At 67.8% G+C, this 15,950-nt stretch carries 19 protein-coding genes; 13 read left to right on the forward strand and 6 right to left on the reverse strand.

Features of this window, described 5'->3' with window-relative positions:
• Positions 1–16: 16 nt before the first annotated feature.
• Positions 17–1,057 carry a phosphoribosylformylglycinamidine cyclo-ligase gene (purM, locus tag ABL844_RS08390; protein WP_418130985.1) on the reverse strand — a complete coding sequence of 347 codons (1,041 nt, stop codon included), beginning with the start codon at positions 1,055–1,057 and terminating at the stop codon, positions 17–19.
• A 138-nt stretch (positions 1,058–1,195) separates the two neighbouring features.
• Between purM and hda the strand changes: the two genes are divergently transcribed.
• From hda to ABL844_RS08415, 5 genes are all read left to right on the forward strand, one after another.
• Entirely contained in the window at positions 1,196–1,882 is a 687-nt protein-coding gene (hda, locus tag ABL844_RS08395; RefSeq protein WP_301506698.1) for a DnaA regulatory inactivator Hda, read from the forward strand.
• Between the two features lie 27 nt (positions 1,883–1,909).
• Complete coding sequence (pcnB, locus tag ABL844_RS08400; protein WP_418130986.1) at positions 1,910–3,529, forward strand: polynucleotide adenylyltransferase PcnB; 1,620 nt, start codon at positions 1,910–1,912, stop codon at positions 3,527–3,529.
• 158 nt (positions 3,530–3,687) lie between these two features.
• Positions 3,688–4,146 (forward strand): 2-amino-4-hydroxy-6-hydroxymethyldihydropteridine diphosphokinase, encoded by a 459-nt coding sequence (gene folK / locus ABL844_RS08405; RefSeq protein ID WP_184636721.1) that lies wholly within the window; start codon positions 3,688–3,690, stop codon positions 4,144–4,146.
• A gap of 127 nt (positions 4,147–4,273) precedes the next feature.
• Positions 4,274–4,918, forward strand: coding sequence for a DUF47 domain-containing protein (locus ABL844_RS08410; RefSeq protein WP_126022731.1), 645 nt, complete (start codon positions 4,274–4,276; stop codon positions 4,916–4,918).
• Between the two features lie 14 nt (positions 4,919–4,932).
• Positions 4,933–5,943, forward strand: coding sequence for an inorganic phosphate transporter (locus ABL844_RS08415; protein ID WP_126022732.1), 1,011 nt, complete (start codon positions 4,933–4,935; stop codon positions 5,941–5,943).
• Between the two features lie 6 nt (positions 5,944–5,949).
• Here the strand turns inward: ABL844_RS08415 and ABL844_RS08420 are convergent, their stop codons facing one another.
• Together ABL844_RS08420 and ABL844_RS08425 are read right to left on the reverse strand one after the other, a co-directional pair.
• On the reverse strand, positions 5,950–6,396 hold the full coding sequence (locus ABL844_RS08420) for a TM2 domain-containing protein (RefSeq protein WP_184635628.1): 447 nt from the start codon (positions 6,394–6,396) through the stop codon (positions 5,950–5,952).
• Positions 6,393–6,917, reverse strand: a complete 525-nt coding sequence (locus ABL844_RS08425) for an N-acetyltransferase family protein (RefSeq protein WP_418119563.1) — start codon at positions 6,915–6,917, stop codon at positions 6,393–6,395. The genes ABL844_RS08420 and ABL844_RS08425 overlap by 4 nt, the downstream gene beginning before the upstream one ends.
• 178 nt (positions 6,918–7,095) lie before the next feature.
• Here ABL844_RS08425 and rpsP point away from each other — a divergent pair, with 178 nt between their 5' ends.
• The 8 genes from rpsP (at position 7,096) to ABL844_RS08465 (ending at position 13,269) form a co-directional block, all read left to right on the forward strand.
• Entirely contained in the window at positions 7,096–7,359 is a 264-nt protein-coding gene (gene rpsP / locus ABL844_RS08430; RefSeq protein ID WP_028259818.1) for a 30S ribosomal protein S16, read from the forward strand.
• Positions 7,360–7,374: 15 nt separating this feature from the next.
• Positions 7,375–7,929, forward strand: coding sequence for a ribosome maturation factor RimM (rimM, locus tag ABL844_RS08435; protein WP_184635632.1), 555 nt, complete (start codon positions 7,375–7,377; stop codon positions 7,927–7,929).
• A gap of 16 nt (positions 7,930–7,945) precedes the next feature.
• Positions 7,946–8,692 carry a tRNA (guanosine(37)-N1)-methyltransferase TrmD gene (gene trmD / locus ABL844_RS08440; RefSeq protein ID WP_184635634.1) on the forward strand — a complete coding sequence of 249 codons (747 nt, stop codon included), beginning with the start codon at positions 7,946–7,948 and terminating at the stop codon, positions 8,690–8,692.
• A 99-nt stretch (positions 8,693–8,791) separates the two neighbouring features.
• Positions 8,792–9,172, forward strand: a complete 381-nt coding sequence (gene rplS / locus ABL844_RS08445; RefSeq protein ID WP_026346370.1) for a 50S ribosomal protein L19 — start codon at positions 8,792–8,794, stop codon at positions 9,170–9,172.
• Positions 9,173–9,312: 140 nt separating this feature from the next.
• On the forward strand, positions 9,313–10,056 hold the full coding sequence (locus ABL844_RS08450; protein ID WP_418130987.1) for a CoA pyrophosphatase: 744 nt from the start codon (positions 9,313–9,315) through the stop codon (positions 10,054–10,056).
• Between the two features lie 52 nt (positions 10,057–10,108).
• Entirely contained in the window at positions 10,109–11,110 is a 1,002-nt protein-coding gene (locus ABL844_RS08455) for a CobD/CbiB family protein (protein WP_418130988.1), read from the forward strand.
• Positions 11,111–11,125: 15 nt separating this feature from the next.
• The gene (gene hisC / locus ABL844_RS08460; protein WP_369659204.1) at positions 11,126–12,229 is read left to right on the forward strand and encodes a histidinol-phosphate transaminase; all 1,104 of its coding nucleotides are present in this window, start codon (positions 11,126–11,128) and stop codon (positions 12,227–12,229) included.
• Positions 12,226–13,269 carry a hypothetical protein gene (locus ABL844_RS08465; protein ID WP_260319194.1) on the forward strand — a complete coding sequence of 348 codons (1,044 nt, stop codon included), beginning with the start codon at positions 12,226–12,228 and terminating at the stop codon, positions 13,267–13,269. Before hisC ends, ABL844_RS08465 begins: the two co-directional genes overlap by 4 nt.
• Positions 13,270–13,287: 18 nt before the next feature.
• Here the strand turns inward: ABL844_RS08465 and rsgA are convergent, their stop codons facing one another.
• Genes rsgA through ABL844_RS08480 form a run of 3 tightly spaced genes read right to left on the reverse strand, consistent with a single transcriptional unit; the run spans position 13,288 to position 15,900 of the window.
• On the reverse strand, positions 13,288–14,238 hold the full coding sequence (gene rsgA / locus ABL844_RS08470; protein WP_126022744.1) for a ribosome small subunit-dependent GTPase A: 951 nt from the start codon (positions 14,236–14,238) through the stop codon (positions 13,288–13,290).
• Positions 14,239–14,250: 12 nt separating this feature from the next.
• Positions 14,251–14,604, reverse strand: coding sequence for a 4a-hydroxytetrahydrobiopterin dehydratase (locus ABL844_RS08475; RefSeq protein WP_369659201.1), 354 nt, complete (start codon positions 14,602–14,604; stop codon positions 14,251–14,253).
• 33 nt (positions 14,605–14,637) lie between these two features.
• Positions 14,638–15,900, reverse strand: coding sequence for a M48 family metallopeptidase (locus ABL844_RS08480; RefSeq protein ID WP_418130989.1), 1,263 nt, complete (start codon positions 15,898–15,900; stop codon positions 14,638–14,640).
• Positions 15,901–15,950 lie beyond the last annotated feature (50 nt).

Consider the following 15,950-nt stretch of genomic DNA (forward strand, 5'->3'; position numbering starts at 1 on the left):
ACGCAGCAGCCGGCGGTCAGCCGACGACCACGGCCGCGCCTTCGCCGCGCTCGGCGATCACGCCGATCTCGTGCACCGTCTCGCCGGCGGCACGCAGCGTGGCGGCGCAGGCGGCGGCTTCGGCGGCGTCGATGACCACCACCATGCCGATGCCGTTGTTGAAGGTGCGATTCATCTCGATGTCGTCGATGCCGGCCATCTTCTGCAGCCAGGCGAACAGCTCGGTCTGCGGCCAGCTGCCCTTCTTGAGGTGGGCGGCCGTGCCCTCGGGCAGCACGCGCGGGATGTTCTCGAGCAGGCCGCCGCCGGTGATGTGGGCCAGCGCCTTGATCGGGTGCTTGCCCAGCGCCTCGAGCACCGGCTTCACGTAGAGGTGGGTGGGCTCCATCACGGCTTCGCGGAACGGCTTGCCGTCGAGGGTGGCGGGCAGGTCGGAGCCAGCGCGCTCGATCACCTTGCGCACCAGGCTGAAGCCGTTGGAGTGCACGCCGGCCGAGGCCAGGCCCAGCACCACGTCGCCGGGCTTGACGTTCTGGCCCGTGAGGATCTTCGACTTCTCGACCGCCCCGACTGCGAAGCCCGCGAGGTCGTATTCGCCGGCCGGGTACATGCCGGGCATTTCGGCCGTCTCGCCGCCGATGAGCGCGCAGCCCGAGAGCTCGCAGCCGCGGGCGATGCCGCCGACGACCGCCGCGGCGGTGTCCACGTCGAGCTTGCCGCAGGCGAAGTAGTCGAGGAAGAAGAGGGGCTCGGCGCCCTGCACCAGCACGTCGTTGACGCTCATGGCCACCAGGTCGATGCCGACGGTGTCGTGCATGTTCCATTCGAAGGCCAGCTTGAGCTTGGTGCCCACGCCGTCGGTGCCGCTCACGAGCACGGGCTCCTTGTAGCGCTTGGGCACCTCGAACAGGGCGCCGAAGCCGCCGATGCCGGCCAGCACGCCTTCGCGCAGGGTTTTCTTCGCGAGCGGCTTGATGCGGTCGACCAGGGCGTCGCCTGCATCGATGTCGACGCCGGCGTCCTTGTAGCTGAGCGGGGTGGGCGTGGAGGAGGTCATGGGTGGTCGGTGTCGGGAAGGACGCGAAAGGACGTGAAGGGTGGGGCGGAAGGGGCGCCGGCAACCATGGTGGCCGGGCCGATAGAATTCCCGATGATTTTAAGGGCCCCCGCGGCCCCCTCCATGAACCTTCCCGGGATGAAACAGCTCGCGCTCGATATCGGCATTGCGACGGGCCCCAGCTTCGACGCCTTTTTCGCCGGCCCCAACGAGGCGGCTCTGCGGCACCTGCAAGTGTGGGTGGGCGGCGCCGGCAGCCCCGCGCTGCACTCGCCGGTGCCCACCTACCTGTGGGGCGACGGCGGCAGCGGCAAGACCCATCTGCTCGAATCGGTGCGTGTCGCACTGCGCGAGCAGGGCGCCAGCGTGGGCTGGCTGCACGCCGGTCTGCTGGAGCCGCCCGAGTTCGACGAGCGCTGGGGCGCCGTCCTGCTCGACGACGTGCACCTCTACACCGCCGTGCAGCAGCACGCGGCCTTCAACTGGTTCGTCAACGCCCAGACGCTGCAGCGCGGCGTGGTCGCCGCCGGCGCATTGCCGCCGGCCGACCTGCCGCTGCGCGAGGACCTGCGCACCCGCCTCGGCTGGGGCCATGTGTTCCACATGCAGGTGCTCAGCGAAAGCGAACGCCGCGCGGTGCTGCGCCAGGCCGCCGACGCGCGCGGCGTGATGCTGTCGGACGACGTGCTCGACTACATGCTCCACCGCTTCAGCCGCGACCTCGGCAGCCTGATGGAGCTGCTCACGCAACTCGACGGCTACGCCCTGCAGACGCAACGCGCGATCACCATTCCGCTGATCCGCTCCATGCTCGAGAACGAATAGAAGAGCGAACAAGGCTTCCAACAACAAATGATCAAGAAATTCATCGACAAGCTGCTCGGCAAGGGTGCCGGCGGCACGCAGGGCAAGAGCCGCTTCGGCAAGCGCCAGGAGGTGCCGGCCGAGGTCCACGGAATCGATCCGGCCCTGGTCGACGAGCGTGCGAAGAACGTGGTGACGACGCTTCAGCAGGCAGGCTACGAAGCCTATGTGGTGGGCGGCGCGGTGCGCGACCTGCTGCTGGGCCTGCGCCCCAAGGACTTCGACGTGGCCACCAACGCCACGCCGGAGCAGGTGAAGGCGCTTTTTCGCCGCGCCTTCATCATCGGGCGGCGCTTCCGCATCGTGCACGTGGTGTACGGCCGAGGGCGCGAGCACGAGGTGATCGAGGTCTCGACCTTCCGCGCCTACATGGACAACGCCGCCGCCGAGCAGGTGGCCGGCAACGAGCGCACCAGCAAGGGCGAGCTCGCGAGCATGAAGCACGCGGTGGACGCCAGCGGCCGCGTGCTGCGCGACAACGTCTGGGGCCCGCAGGAAGAAGACGCCGCGCGCCGCGACTTCACCGTGAATGCCATGTACTACGACCCGGCCAACCAGGTGGTGGTGGACTATCACAACGGCATCAAGGACGCCCAGAAGCTCACCCTGCGCATGATCGGCGACCCGGCCACGCGCTACCGCGAAGACCCGGTGCGCATCATCCGCGCCATCCGCTTCTCGGCCAAGCTCGCGGCCCTGGGCTTCAAGCTGGAGGCCAAGACGGCCGCCCCGCTGGTCGAGTCGAGCAAGCTGCTGGCCGACGTGCCGCAGAGCCGTCTCTTCGACGAGATGCTCAAGCTGCTGCAGACCGGCCACGCCATCGCCACGGTCGAGCAGCTCAACAAGCTCGGCCTGGCCCGCGGCATTTATCCGCTGCTCGACGTGGTGGTGGAACGCGCCGACCAGCCCTTCGTGAAGGCCGCCCTGCAGGACACCGATCGCCGCGTGGGCGAGGGCAAGCCCGTGGCGCCCAGCTTCCTGCTGGCCTGCGTGCTCTGGGCCGACGTGCGCGACGGTTGGGCCCAGCGCCAGGAAGGCCGCAACGGCCAGCGCGCGCAGCCGCCGTTCCCGGCGCTGCAGGACGCCATCGACGACGTGTTCAATGCGCGCATCGGCGACGTGTCGGGCCGCGGCAAGCTCGCGGCGGACATGCGCGAGATCTGGATGATGCAGCCGCGCTTCGACAAGCGCACCGGCTCCACGCCCTATAGCCTGGTCGAGCAGGCGCGCTTTCGCGCCGCCTTCGACTTCATGCGCCTGCGCGCCGACGTGGGCGAGGTGAGCGAAGCCATCGCCGAGTGGTGGCAGGAATTCAGCACCGCCGACGACGTGCGCCGCACCGATCTGCTGGAGCAGGTGCGCGAGGAGCAGAAGGTGCGCCAGCGCGTGCGGGTGCGCGAGACGCCCCAGCCCCCGAAGCCGCGCGGCGAGCCGGCGGGACGCCGCGCCGCCGATGCGGGCCGGAATGACGAGGGCGACGAGGTCGAGACCGCGGCCGTGCCGCCCGATGGGGAAGCCGTGGCGCCGCGCAAGCGCCGGCGCCGGCGCAAGCCGCGCACCGGAGGTGGCGGCGGTGGTGAGGGCGGCGCAAGCGCTGCAGGCGCATGACGAACAAGCCCGACCGGCCCAGGGGCGACGGCAGGAAAGGGGGGGCGCCCCGCGCTCCCGCGGGCAAGCGCGCTGCGATGCCACCCGCGAAGCGCCCTCCGGCCCGGCCTTCAGGCGGCGCTCCATCTGCGCGCCGTCCGAAGGAGGACTACCCGACCGTGCAGGCCTTCATCGCCATCGGCGCCAACCTGGGCGACGCCCAGGCGGCGGTGAAGGCGGCCATGGAGGCCATCGGCGCCATCGAGCGCACCGTGGTCACGGCGCGCTCGTCGCTGTACCGCAGCGCGCCCATCGAATCCTCGGGGCCCGACTACATCAATGCCGTGGTGGCGGTGCGCACCGGCCTGACGGCCGAGGCATTCCTTTCGGAGCTGCAGTTGCTCGAAGAGCAGGCCGGCCGCGAGCGGCCCTTTCCCAACGCGCCGCGCACGCTCGACCTCGACCTGCTGATGCACGGCAATTCGGTCAAGGACACGCCCAAGCTGAGCCTGCCCCATCCCCGCATGCGGGAGCGGGCCTTCGTGCTCAAGCCGCTAGCCGAAATCGCCCCCGACAAGGTGCCGCGCGCGGCGCTGGCGCGGGTTTCGGACCAGGTCATCGAGCGCATCCGCGGCTGACCGGCGGCCGGGCGAGAGCCCGCCCGGCCGGCCCGGTACCGCCCTCCCGGTACACTTGCACGGTTTTTCATCACGCTGTCACACGCTTGTGGCAGGCAAGTCCCGAGATCCCAGGAGAGCGCCACCCATGTTCGGCAAGCTGCTGCCCCGCGAGGGGAATTTTTTTGAGATGTTCAACCAGCACGCCGAGCGCATCGTCGAGGCGGCGCGGGCGTTCGAGCAACTGGTGACCAACTACAGCGACGTGCACCTGCGCGAGCAGTACAACCGCGACGTCGACAACGCCGAGCGCGCCGCCGACCGCGTGACGCACGACGTCAACCGGCTGATCCACAAGACTTTCATCACGCCCATCGACCGCGAGCAGATCCACAAGCTCATCAACACGATGGACGACGTGGCCGACCTGATCCAGGACTCGGCCGAGACCATGGCGCTGTACGACGTGCGCCACATGACCGAGGAAATCGTGCGCCTCACCTCGCTGAGCGTGAAGTGCTGCGACCGCCTGAAGGACGCCGTGAAGTTCCTCGGCCGCATCGCCGACCCGGCCGTGGCCGAGGCCACCCTCAAGACCTGCGAGGAGATCGACCGCCTCGAGTCCGACGCCGACCGTGTGATGCGCAGCGCCATGAGCAAGCTGTTCCGCGAGGAGCCCGACGTGCGCGAGGTGATCAAGCTCAAGGCGATCTACGAGTTGCTGGAGACGATCACCGACAAGTGCGAGGACGTGGCCAACGTGATCGAGGGCATCGTCCTCGAGAATTCGTAAGCGGGCAGCGACCGATGGCAACGGTTCAGGTCGCCCTCTGGGTGGTTGTGGTGCTGGTCGCTCTGGCGATCCTGTTCGACTTCATGAACGGATTCCACGACGCCGCCAATTCGATTGCGACGGTGGTCTCCACCGGGGTGCTCCGGCCGGGGCAGGCCGTGGTCTTCGCGGCCTTCTTCAACCTGGTCGCGATCTTCATCTTTCATCTGAGCGTGGCCGCCACGGTGGGCAAGGGCATCGCCCAGCCCGGGGTGGTCGACGTGCACGTGGTGTTCGGCGCGCTCGTCGGCGCCATCAGCTGGAACCTCGTGACCTGGTACTACGGCATTCCGAGCAGCTCGTCGCATGCGCTGATCGGCGGCATCGTGGGCGCCGTGATCGCCAAGACCGGCACCAGCGGCCTCGTCGCCTCCGGCATCTGGAAGACGGTGGCGTTCATCTTTGTCTCCCCGCTGCTGGGCTTCCTGCTGGGCTCGCTGATGATGGTCGTGGTGGCCTGGGGCTTCCGTCGTGCCACTCCGTCGCGCATCGACCGCTGGTTCCGCCGGCTGCAGCTGGTCTCGGCCGGCGCCTACAGCCTGGGCCACGGCGGCAACGACGCGCAGAAGACCATCGGCATCATCTGGATGCTGCTGATCGCCACGGGCTACGCTTCCGCCGGCGAATCGGCGCCTCCGAACTGGGTCATCGTGAGCTGCTATGCCGCGATCGCGCTGGGCACCATGTTCGGCGGCTGGCGCATCGTGAAGACCATGGGCCAGAAGATCACCAAGCTCAAGCCCGTGGGCGGCTTCTGCGCCGAGACCGGCGGCGCGCTGACCCTGTTCCTGGCCACCGCGCTGGGCATTCCGGTGTCGACCACCCACACCATCACCGGCGCCATCGTCGGCGTGGGTTCCACGCAGCGCGCGAGCGCCGTGCGCTGGGGCGTGGCGGGGAACATCGTCTGGGCCTGGATCTTCACGATCCCGGCTTCCGCGTTCGTGGCAGCTATTGCTTACTGGATCAGCATGCAGCTGTTCTGACGGCGGCTACTGCGAAATCTTCCGCCCCTCTTCGATCTGGTGCTCGAAGTAGCGCTGGAAGCTGAAGACGATGCTGGCCATCAGGATCGTGCTGCCGAAGAAGAGGGCCAGCACGACGGCGCCGATGGTGAACCAGTTGGTGCGGCCGGGTTCGGCATCGGCCGGGGCGCTGGCGTTGAAGCGGGCGTTCCACTTCTCGGGTGTCATGAGGCCGTAGACGATGGCCATCAGCGCGCAGCCGGCGATGGTGAAGCCCAGCAGCGGGATCAGCGCCCAGCTCAGGCCGTCGTCCACGCCGTACATGCGCACGCGCTCGATGCCGTAGACGCCCAGCGCGGTGGGAATGGGCAGCAGCCAGCCGAGCCAGTCGCCCATGCCGCGCAGGTAGAAACGGTGCAGCCCCAGGGGGCCGCCGAGGAAGGAAAGCCAGGCGGCAACGGTCTTGTTTTTCATTCGGGTCTGGTGGTGCTGCCTTCGCCGAGCACCTTTTCCATCAATACGACGTCGCGCCATTCGCCGAACTTCCAGCCACAGTCCTTCAGCACGCCGACGTGCGAGAAGCCCTGGCTGCGATGCACGCCGATGGAGCCCGCGTTGGCCGAGTCGCCGATCACCGCGATCAGCTTGCGCACGCCCGCTGCCTCGGCTGCCTGCGACAGCGCCGCCAGCAGCTTGGCGCCCAGACCCTTGCCGCGTGCTGACTCCGACACGTAGATCGAGTCTTCTGCAGAGAAACGGTATGCGGGGCGTGGCTTGAACCAGTTGCAGTAGGCAAAACCCAACACTTTTCCGTCTTCCTCGGCAACCAGGTACGGCAGGTTCCTGGAGAGCACGTCCGCGCGGCGGGCGGCCATGTCGCCGGGGGAGGGAGGCTCTGTCTCGAAGGTGCCGGTGCCGTGCAGCACGTGGTGGGCGTAGATGGCCGTGACGGCCGCGATGTCTGCTTCGGTGCAGGGGCGGATGGCGAGGGGCATGCGGGTGAAACGGATGGCGTGAGGCCGGAATTCGGACAAAAACGCGGGTCGGGCTATAATCGCGGGCTTTTCAGCGTGTCGCTGGCCGGGTGGCCAGTCGCGTGTCTCGACGCTGGAAGAACATTGTGAGCGGGCCTTTTCCAATCCACGAGGCCTGCTGACCACCCAAGGATAAATCATGGTCGTCATTCGACTCTCCCGCGGCGGCTCCAAAGGCCGTCCGTTCTTCAACATCGTCGTGTCGGACAAGCGCGTTCGCCGCGATGGCCGTTTCATCGAGCGTCTGGGCTTCTACAACCCGATCGCCAAGGAAAACGAAGAAAGCATCCGTATCGCCCAGGACCGCCTGGCGTACTGGAAGAGCGTCGGCGCACAAGCTTCGCCGACCGTTCTGCGCCTGATCAAGCAAGCTGCAGCCGCAGCTCCCAAGGCGGCCGCCTAAGCCGCCCGCACGGCGATGCTGCCCGCACTCGAAGCCGCCGAATTGCCGGCGGATGCGATCGAAGTAGGGCGCATCGCCGATGCCTGGGGCATCAAGGGCTGGTTCAAGGTCCTGCCCCACAGCGCCCAGCCCGAGGCGCTCTTCTCATCGAAGCGCTGGTTCCTGCAGGCTCCCGGAGCCTCGGCGAGCACAGCCTTCCGGCTCGCGATCCGCGAAGCCAAGGAACATTCCGACTGCATCGTCGCCACGTCCGTGGACGTGCCCGACCGCAACGCCGCCGAGGCGCTGCGCGGCGCGCGCGTGTTCGTGCCGCGCTCCAGCTTTCCGACGGCCGGCGACGACGAGTACTACTGGGTCGACCTGATCGGCCTGTCCGTGGTCAACCGCGAAGGAGTGGCGCTCGGCACGGTGCGCGAGCTGCTCGCAACCGGCCCGCAGACCACTCTGGTGCTTGCCGCCGAAGAAGGCGGCAAGGCCATCGAGCGGATGGTGCCCTTCGTCTCGGCTTTCGTCGACAAGGTCGACTTGCCCGGGCGCCTCATCTCCGTCGACTGGCAGCCGGACTACTGACCGGCGCCCGCGCGGCATGCGCTTCGACGTTCTCACGCTCTTTCCCGAACTTTTCGCGCCCTTCATGGCCAGCGGCGTGACGCGCCGCGCCTACGAGTCGAAGCAGGTCGAAGTGGTGCTGTGGAATCCGCGCGACTTCGCGCAGGGCAACTACAAGCGCGTGGACGACCGGCCGTTCGGCGGCGGTCCCGGCATGGTCATGATGGCCGAGCCGCTGTCCGACTGCCTCGACGCGGCGCTGGCCGCGCGTGGAACCGAAGCGCCGGTCATCCTGTTTTCTCCCATCGGCGAGGTGCTGCGGCATGAGGTGGTCGAGCGCTGGTCGGCAAGCGAGGGCGCCGTGCTGGTGTGCGGCCGCTACGAGGGCATCGACCAGCGTTTCATCGATGCGCGCGTCACCCACCAGATCAGCCTTGGCGATTTCGTGCTTTCCGGTGGCGAGATCGCGGCCATGGCGCTGCTCGATGCGGTGGCGCGGCTGCAGCCGGGCGTGCTCGGGGACGAGGCCAGCCATGTGCAGGACAGCTTCAATCCGGCACTCGACGGCCTCCTCGACTGCCCTCATTACACGCGGCCCGAGCAATGGAACGGGCAGGGCGTGCCGGCGCCGTTGCTCTCGGGCCATCACGCGCAGATCGAGCGCTGGCGGCGCGACCAGCGCCTTGCCATCACGGCCGGGCGGCGCCCCGAGCTCATCGACGCGGCCCGTGCGGCGGGACGTCTTGGCAAGGCCGATGAGGCCGCGCTGAAAAAAAAGCTATAATCCCGGGTTCCCCGATCCTCTGTCCGGCCGCGCCCGGTCTTCCCATGGAAGCCAAAGGCGCCTTTTGTGTAGCCCGACACGATCGAATTTCAGGAAATCATGAACCTCATCCAGACCCTCGAGCAGGAAGAAATCGCCCGTCTCGGCAAGACCATCCCCGAATTCATGCCCGGTGACACGGTCATCGTCAGCGTGAACGTCGTCGAAGGCACCCGCAAGCGCGTGCAGGCCTACGAAGGCGTCGTGATCGCCAAGCGCAACCGTGGCCTGAACAGCGGCTTCACCGTTCGCAAGATCTCCAGCGGCGAAGGCGTGGAGCGTACCTTCCAGACCTACAGCCCGCTGATCGCCGGCATCGAAGTCAAGCGCCGTGGCGATGTGCGCCGCGCCAAGCTGTACTACCTGCGCGACCGCAGCGGCCGCTCGGCACGCATCAAGGAAAAGCTGCCGAGCAAGTCGACGGCTGCGACGGCCGCGTAAAGCAGCCTTCCTGTCGTGCAAGAAAAGCCGCCGTTCTGGCGGCTTTTTGCGTTGTTGCCCGCGCTCAACGACAACTTTCCGTTTTTCCGCTCTACTTCCTTTCTGTTTCACTCAACCCCGACCCCGGTACCTTTCATCTCTTGACCAACTCATCCATTTCCCCGCAGGCCGCCTCCGCCGAAATCGTCAACGCCGTGGCGCCGCCCACGTTGATGCAATTCGACCCGCGCAAGGTGCCCTTCGTGGCTGGTGAGGTCGAGGGACTGCCGCCGGTGGCTGTGGAGCAGCTGACGGCACAGGCGCTGCGCACGCGTTTCGCCACCCCTCCCGTCTGGACGCCCGAGTTGCGCCGCGAGCCGCGCATGACCGATCGCGTTCCAGCCCAGGCTGCAGTGCTGGTGCCGATCGTGCAGCGTCCGGAGGGCGCGACCGTGCTGCTCACCGAGCGAACCTCGAACCTGTCGACCCACTCGGGCCAGGTCGCCTTTCCCGGCGGCCGCGTCGATCCGGAAGACGCCAACATCGCCGCCGCCGCCTTGCGCGAAGCCTGGGAGGAAGTCGGCCTCTCGGCCCGATACATCGAGGTGCTCGGCAGCCTGCCGACGTACACGACCGTGACCTCCTTTATCGTGACGCCGGTTGTCGCGCTGGTGCAGCCCGATTTCGAGCTGACCATCAACCCCTACGAGGTTGCCGATGCCTTCGAGGTGCCGCTCGCCTGGCTGATGGATCCGGCCAATCATCGTCACCACACCGTGCCAGCACCCGACGGCACCCGGCGCCAGTGGTACTCCATGCCTTACCAGGACGGCCCGGACGAGCGCTTCGTGTGGGGCGCGACCGCCGGCATGCTGCGCAATCTCTACCGTTTTCTGGCGGCTTGAGCCCAGCCTGAATGCGGCCTGAACCTTCAGGCGCTCTCGCTATCATCGAAGGATGAGCTTTTTTGCCATCCTGTGCGCGCTGCTGATCGAGCAGGTGCGGCCGCTGGGCCCGCACAACCCCGTGTACGGCGCGGTGCTTGCGTGGACGCGCTGGACCAGCCGCAACTTCGACGCGGGCAAGCCGCATCACGGATGGATCGCATGGGGGCTCGCTGTATTCGTGCCCACGATTGGCGCACTCGGCGTGCACTGGCTTCTGGTACTTACGCTCGGCCTTCCTTTCGCGGTGCTCTGGAGCATCGCGGTGCTCTACGTCACGCTGGGCTTCCGGCAGTTCAGCCACCATTTCACCGACATCCGCGACGCGCTCGACGAAGGCGACGAGCCCCTGGCGCGCTCGCTGCTGGCGCACTGGCAGGGTGTCGACGCGGCAGATCTGCCGCGCAGCGAGATCGTGCGCCACGTCATCGAGCATTCGGTGATCGCCGCGCACCGCCACGTGTTCGGCGTGCTCGCATGGTTCTCGATCATCGCGGCCGTCGGCTTCGGGCCCGCAGGCGCCGTGTTCTACCGGATGAGCGAGTTCGTCTCGCGCTACTGGGCACACAAGAACGGCGCCGCGGTCCAGCCTTCCAGTGTTTCGGTGCAAGAGGCCGCGGACCGCGCCTGGCACGCCATCGACTGGCTGCCCGCGCGCATCACTGCGCTGGGCTTCGCGGTGGTCGGCAGCTTCGAGGAAGCGATCGACTGCTGGCGCAACGACGCGCAACGCTTTCCCAACGAGAACGACGGGGTGATCCTCGCGGCCACCTCGGGAGCGGTCAATGTGCGTCTGGGCGGCGGCTCGCTGCGGCCGATCCCGGTTGCCGACCCGCTGCCGCGCGCCCAGGCCGGTGAATCGCTGGCCGATGGCCGCCGCACCGACAGCGGCAGCACGCCGGGCCGCGAACCCGAGCCAGGGCATCTGCGCAGCGTCGTGGGCCTTGTCTGGCGCTCGGTGGTGATGTGGATGGTGCTGCTGGCCCTGCTGACCCTGGCTCGCCTGCTCGGCTGAGCGAAGGCCGAAGCCATGACCCAGCAACAGCAGCAGCCGGTACCGGCCTTCTGGAGCCCCCGGATCGCCGCGCTCGAGCCCTATGTGCCCGGCGAGCAGCCGCGCATCGCGAACCTCGTCAAGCTCAACACCAACGAGAACCCGTATCCGCCGTCGCCGGTTGCGGTGGAAGCCATCCGCCGCGCCGCCGAAGACGGCCTGGAGCGCTACCCGGATCCCACCTCGCTCGCGCTGCGCGAGGCCGTCGCCCGCCGGCATGGCCTGGAGCCCGGCGAGGTCTTCGCCGGCAATGGTTCCGACGAGGTGCTCGCGCACGCCTTCTTCGCGTTCTTCCAGCAGGCCGCCCCCCTGCTGATGCCGGACGTGAGCTACAGCTTCTACAAGGTCTATGCGCAGCTCTACGGCATTGCCTGCGAGCAGCAGCCCGTGGACGAGGGCCTGGGCATCGACATCGATGCACTCGCGGTTCGTGCGCGCCGGGGATGCGCGGGCATCGTCATCGCGAATCCGAACGCGCCGACGGGCATCGGACTGCCGCTGTCGCGCATCGAGCAATTGCTCGAAGCCTGCCCTGATCGCGTGGTACTGGTCGATGAGGCGTATGTCGACTTCGGTGGCGAGAGCGCGCTGCCGCTGATCCGCAAGTACCCCAACCTGCTCGTGGTCCAAACCCTCTCGAAGTCGCGCGCATTGGCCGGCTTGCGCGTGGGCTTTGCCTGCGGGCAGGCGCACCTGATCGACGCCCTGGTCCGCGTCAAGGACAGCTTCAATTCGTACCCGCTCGACCGGCTGGCCTCGGCGGGCGCCGTCGCCGCGCTCGAGGACGAAGCCTGGTTCCGCGAGGCCTGCGGCAAGATCGTCGACACCCGCGAGGGCCTGACCCTCCAGCTCGAGGACCTGGGCTTCGAAGTGCTGCCCTCGCAGACCAACTTCGTCTTCGCGCGCCACCCGAAGCGCGATGCGGCCGAACTGGCCGCCTCGCTGCGCGAGCGCGCAGTGCTGGTGCGGCACTTCAGGCAGCCGCGCATCGCGCAGTACCTGCGCATCAGCATCGGTACGCGGGAGCAATGCAGCGTGCTCGTGCAGCGGCTGCAGGACATCCTCGACTCGACTCCATGAAAGATACCCAACCCATGCCGGTCCAGGACTCCGATCCGCGCGCCGAGGCTTGCGCCGCCTTCTGGGAGGCCGTGAGCACCCGGCTCGAAAGCCTGCGGGCCTTGCCTGCCCGTGAGCTGATGGAGGGGCTGAACCAGCTGCTGGAGCCCCATTTCCCGAGGCTGGCGGCCGAGGTGGCCGGCGATCCGCCCGTCTTCAAGCTCGTGCTGACCGCCCATGGCTCGGTGGACGACTTCGAGGACCTGATGATGCTGGTGCAGTCCAGCCCCAGGCTGCCGCGTGTGGAGGTGGAAGCCTTCCGCCAGCGCGCGAGCGATGGCTTCGGCATGCGCATGAACAACTTCGAACTGGCGAGCTCCGAGGTGCTGGTCAAGCATGAGCCCTACCGCGGGCGGGTGGCGCTGGAGATCGGCTTCGCCAAGCCGATCCCGATGGACATGCAGGACCACGCACGCCACATGAGCCTCATCATGCTCGACCACATCCTGGGCGAGTACGACTTCGCCGTGAAGGTGGGCGCGGTCGATTACGTGGAGGCCGATGCGCAGGCTGGTTTCAAGGGCGTGCCGCTGGACGATTTCGTCCCCCTGTTCGACGCCTGCTGGCGGGACGAACTGGGCCACACCGGCGTGTTCGCGCCGGGCGAGCATGCCTGGTCGGGCGTGAGCGCGACGCGCACGGCCGAGGACGGCCGCGAGATCGAGATGATCGTGATGCGCAACGACAGCGCCACCGCGCTGGTGGGCCGTGCCGACCTGTGCCATCGCCTGTCCGTGGCGGTTCCGGTCGAATCGGGCGAGGAGCTGGAAGAGGCTCGCGGCTATGAAGACCGGCTGACGGCGCGGCTGCAGGTGCACGAGGCCGGCTGCTGCACTCACGTGGTGCTGGAGGAGGGCGTGCGCACCATCCACTTCCAGGTGACCGATCCGGACAGCGCGATCACGCAGGCTCAATCGCTGCAGGACGACATGGATCTGGCTGCGACGATGGAACTGGTCTTCGACCCGACCTGGCAGTCGTACCGGGTCTGGCTCGGCTGAGCCTGCGGCCGGCTGCGCTCAGTAGCGCTTCTGGCTGAGTTCTTCGAACAGTTCGCCGTAGATCCTGTAGCGGCTCGCGCTGATGGCGCCCGGCACGTCGGCGGTTTCCACGTTCGCGATCACGCCGCAGCCCGGCTCGTGCAGGTGCGTGCAGTTGTAGAACTTGCAGTCGCCTGCGTGCTCGGCGATGTCCGGCATGAGGCTGGCGAGCTGCATCGGCGCGATGTGGTTCAGGCCGAATTCCTGGAAGCCCGGCGAATCGATCAGGCCGGTGGTACGGGCCTCGTCGATCCAGTACCAGGTGGTGCTCGTGGTGGTGTGCTTGCCGGAGTTGAGCGCCTGCGAGATCTCCTGCGTCAGCACGGCCGCGCCAGGCACCAGCAGGTTAGTCAGCGTGCTCTTGCCCGAGCCGGACGGGCCCAGTACCAGGGTGGACTTGCCGGCGAGCAGCTTCATCAGCGAGGCGCGGTCCGCCTCCGCCGAAGCCTTCAGCGACAGCGGCAGCACGCCGTGGTGCATGCGTCGATAGGGCGCCAGCCTGGCCCAGGCGCGCTCGAAGGGCTCGACCAGGTCGCTCTTGTTCAACGCGATGATCGGCGCGATGCGCTCGGCCTCGGCGGCGATCAGCGCGCGGGCCAGCTGGTGTTCGGAAAACTCCGGCTCGGCCGCGATCAGGATCAGCACATGGTCGAGATTGGCCGCGAATGACTTGGTGCGGATCTCGTCCTGGCGGTAGAAGAGATTGCGCCGCGGCAGCACCTGCTCGATGGTGCCTTCGTCCTCGCTGGCCTGCCAGTGGACGCGGTCGCCGACCACGGCCTGGCTCTTCTTGCCGCGCGGATGGCAGATCAGCCGTTCGCCTGCGGGTGTTTCGACGAGGCAGTGGCGCCCGTGGCTGGCGACGACGAGGCCTTCGTGGAGTGCCTTCGCAGCGGCGGCTGCGGGCGCGGCGCGGCCGGGCTTAGCCAAGGGCGTCTTCCATCAGGCGGCGGGCGCGGCGCCGACCAGCGCGTCGGCTTGGCGGGCGCAGTCGAAGTCGGTGGTCGACAGGCCACCCACGTCGTGCGTGTTGAAGCGCACCACGCAGCGGTTGTAGTGCACCGACAGGTCGGGATGATGATCTTGCGTGTGCGCCACGAAGGCGAGGGCGTTCACGAAGGCGATGGTCTCGAAGTAGTTGGCGAAGCTGAAAGTCTTCTCGATGGCGACATCGGCGCCGTCGCCCGTGAGCCTCCAGCCGTCGAGGCGCGCCAGGCCCGAGACGATCTCGGTGGCGCTCAGCGCCTTGCGGGGAGGGAGGTTCTTCCAGTCCTTGGGCTTGAACATGCTGCTCATGATGGGCTTCTTCGATTGAGGGGCGCGGCCGGGTCAGGCCTGGGCTGCCATGCGCGCGAGGCGCTCGGAGGCCGGGGGATGCGAATAGTAGAACTTGACGAACACCGGGTCGGGCGTGAGCGTCGAAGCGTTGTCCTGGTAGAGCTTGAGCAGGGCGGCCGACAGGTCGGCGCCGCTGGTCTGGGCCACCGCGTAGGCGTCGGCCTCGAACTCGTGCTTGCGCGACAGCAGCGCGGGCAGCGGCGCCACGAAGAAACCGAACACCGGCACGGCGAGCATGAACAGCAGCAGCGCCAGCGCGCTGTTGGGCGCCGTCATGTTGGGCTGCACGCCCAGGCCGGCATAGAACCAGACCTGCGTCGACACCCAGCCCAGCAGGGCGAAGCCGGCCAGACTCAGCGCGAACATCGCGACCAGCCGCTTCACGATGTGGCGGTGCTTGAAGTGGCCGAGTTCGTGTGCGAGCACCGCCTCGACCTCGCCGGCATTCAGCTGGCGCAGCAGCGTGTCATAGAACACCACGCGCTTGCTGGCGCCGAAGCCGGTGAAGTAGGCGTTGGCATGGGCGCTGCGCGTGCTGCCGTCCATCACGAACAGGCCCTTGGCCGCGAAGCCGCAGCGCTTCATGAGGGCCGTTACGCGTTCCTTGAGCGTGGGGTCGTCCAGCGGCTGGAACTTGTTGAACAGCGGCGCGATGAAGGTCGGGTAGATCAGCATCAGCAGCAGGTTGAAGCCCATCCAGGCGCCCCAGGCCCACAGCCACCACAGCTGGCCGGCTGCGCCCATGAGCCAGAGGATCAGGGCGGCGATGGGCAGTCCGATCACCGCGCCCAGGAGCGTGGACTTGAGCGTGTCCGCCAGCCAGAGCTTCCAGGTCATCTTGTTGAAGCCGAAGCGCTCCTCGAGCCTGAAGGTCTGCCAGAGCGTGAAGGGCAGCTCGAGCAGCCCGCCGATGGCCGCGAAGGCTGCCAGCAGCACCAGTTGCTGCACCATGCCGCCGCCGATCCAGCCCAGCAGGAGCTTGTTGAGCAGGTCAAGTCCGCCGAGCAGGGTCCAGCCGAGCAGCAGCGCCGCGCTCCATGCCATCTCGACCAGGCCGAATCGCGCCTTGGCGATCGTGTAGTCGGCCGCCTTCTGGTGCGCGGCGAGGGTGATGGTCTGCGCGAAGGCTGCAGGGACGGTGCCGCGGTGCTGCGCCACGTGGCGGACCTGTCGCGTGGCCAGCCAGAACTTCACGAGCAGGCCCGCGACGATCGCGGCCGCGAAAGCGATGGTGAAGATGAGCGAATAGGACATGGATCGGCGAGTTTAGCCCTCGCTATCCGGGGCCGCAGCCCTTCGACGAC

This window comes from Variovorax sp. 278MFTsu5.1, from assembly GCF_048305045.1.
Classification (GTDB): Bacteria; Pseudomonadota; Gammaproteobacteria; order Burkholderiales; family Burkholderiaceae_C; genus Variovorax; species Variovorax guangxiensis.